Genomic DNA, 2,317 nt, shown 5'->3' with positions numbered 1-2,317 from the left:
GAAGGCATGAAGGCATGAAGGCATGAAGGCATGAAGGCATGAAGGCATGAAGGCATGAAGCGGGCAGCGTACCCGTTTCTGCGTGGGCGCCGGGCAGGATTGCAGAAGCAGCAAGAAGGTTTCGAAGAGGCATGCGCGGGCTCTTGCCCGCCCGCCTTGTCGGCATCCGGGGGAAGACCGATGAAGCGAGTGGCGTTCGACCACTGCGTCGGCTGGCTGCATGCCGGCCCCGGCGCAACCGGCGTGGTGCTGTGCGCGCCGTGGGGCCACGAAGCGATGTGGTCGCATCGCGCCTGGCGGCACCTGGCCGCGGATCTCGCCAGCGCCGGCATGCCGGTGCTGCGCTTCGACTATCCCGGCTGCGGCGATTCGGCGGGTTCCGACGAGGGTCCCGATCGTCTCAGCGCCTGTGCGCACAGCATCGTGCGCGCCGCGCAGACGCTGCGCGCGCATACCGGGGTCGAGCGCGTGGTGCTGTGCGGTCTGCGCCTGGGTGCGACGCTTGCGGTGCTGGCCGCCGAGGCGATGGCCAACGACGGCGGGCAGCGTCCCGACGGACTGATCCTGCTGGCGCCGCCGGTGACCGGCCGCACCTATCTGCGCGAGCTGCGCGCGCTGCAGCGCAGCTGGTGCAATAACGCGATCCCCGATATTCCGGTGGCGCCGCCGTGCGATGGCAGCTGCGAGGTGCTGGGCTATCGGTTGCCGTCCGACGCGGTGGCCTTGCTCGAGAGCCTGCGGCTCGAACGCCGTGCCACCTGTCCCGCGCCGCGCGTGCTGCTGCTCGATGCGTGGCCCGGCGCCGGTTCGCCGGTCGCCGCGCTGGCGGGCCGATATCGTGCGCAGGGCGTGCAGGTGACGCGGCTCGACTTCGACGAATACCCGGCCATGATGCGCTCGGCCGAGAACAGCAGCGTGCCCGAACATGCGTGGCAGCAGATCGCGCAATGGCTGGGTCCGGCCGCTTCGGTGGCGCGCCGTGGCCAGCCGGCGTGCGACGTCCCGGACGATGCCGTGCTGCGGCTCGAGGGGACGGTGGAGCGGCCGGTGTGGCTCGATGGCGGCCGCCAGTTCGGCGTGCTGTGCACGCCCGAGGATGGCGGCGAGACGATCGGCACGGCGGTGCTGTTCCCGAACACCGGCGGCAACCATCATGTCGGCGACTGCCGGCTGTTCGTCACGCTGTCGCGCCAGCTCGCGCATGCCGGCGTCGCGGCCTTGCGGCTCGACGTATCGGCACTGGGCGACAGTCCGCTGGCCGCTCGCACGATGCGGATCGCGGCGCTCTATGGCGAGCAGCCATGGCGCGATGTCGCGGCCGCGGCGGCGTGGCTCAAGGCGCGCGGCTATCGGCGCGTGGTGGCGGCGGGGGTTTGCTCGGGGGGGTTTATCGCGCTGCAGGCGGCCTTGGCGGCCGCGCCGATCGATGGGCTGGTGCTTGCCAACCTGCTGAAGTTCCGCTGGGACAGCCGCGGTGGCGACAAAGGGGCAAATGCCGAAGCCCAAGCCGGAGCGGAAGCCGACGTCGATGCCGAGCCGCAATCGACGCGAGTCTATCTGGCCGCGGCACGCAATCCGGCGCAATGGCTGCGGCTGCTGCGCGGCGAGATCGATCCGTGGCCGCATGCCGCCGCACTGGCGCGGCGGTTATTGTCGAGCCGCGCCGGCGCCGAGCCGGGCACGCAGGACCTGGACGTGTATGCGCGCGAGGCGATGCACAGCCTGCAACGCCGCGGCGTGCGCGTGGATCTGCTGTATGGGGCGGGGGATATCGGCCTGGAAGAAGCGCGTGCGCGCTTCGGCCGGCATCTGGAGGCGCTGGCGCCGATGAGCGGCATTCGCGCCCATGTACTGCCGCGGCTGGACCATTCGCTGTTTCTCGCGGAGAGCCGCGCGCAATTTGCGGCTTGCCTGATGCGGCATCTGGCGGCGTCCGGGGCGCCGGTGGCGGCGACATCCACGTCTTCGCTGGCCGCGTCTTCGGCCGCTTAGCCCGCGGGCCCGCCCCCGCAGACCCCGGACTGGCGCTTGGCCTTCGTCCGGGGCCAGGGGCGGCCCGCGACGCATCAGCGCGCCGGCGGCGTGGTCAGTTCGCGCTTGGCCTCCTCGTTGGCCTCGCGCATCTCCTGCTTGCGTTCCTGCTTGGCGGCCTTCACTTCCTGCTTGTATTCCTGCCGCGCTTCGGACTTGCGCTCGCGGTACTCGCCGCGTGCCTCGGCGCGTGCCATGCGCCGCTCGACCAGCGGATCGAGCTTCGGCTGGAGCTGGTAGACGCCCGGGCCGTACGGCGTGGCGACCATGCCGGCCGGAACGCTGC

At 71.3% G+C, this 2,317-nt stretch carries 1 protein-coding gene and 1 pseudogene; one reads left to right on the top strand and one right to left on the bottom strand.

Annotated elements, in window-relative coordinates:
* The first annotated feature begins 180 nt into the window (after positions 1–180).
* A complete protein-coding gene (locus AC6EI8_RS26130; RefSeq protein WP_498383340.1) occupies positions 181–1,992 on the top strand; it encodes an alpha/beta hydrolase in 1,812 nt (603 codons plus the stop codon).
* A 74-nt stretch (positions 1,993–2,066) separates the two neighbouring features.
* Here the strand turns inward: AC6EI8_RS26130 and AC6EI8_RS26125 are convergent.
* Positions 2,067–2,317 (bottom strand): annotated as a pseudogene (locus AC6EI8_RS26125) (hypothetical protein); the annotation flags it as partial.

It is taken from the genome of Cupriavidus sp. R6-3, assembly GCF_059772245.1.
The sequence above is the reverse complement of the archived record's forward strand: the minus strand, read 5'-3'. Positions and strand labels throughout refer to the sequence as shown.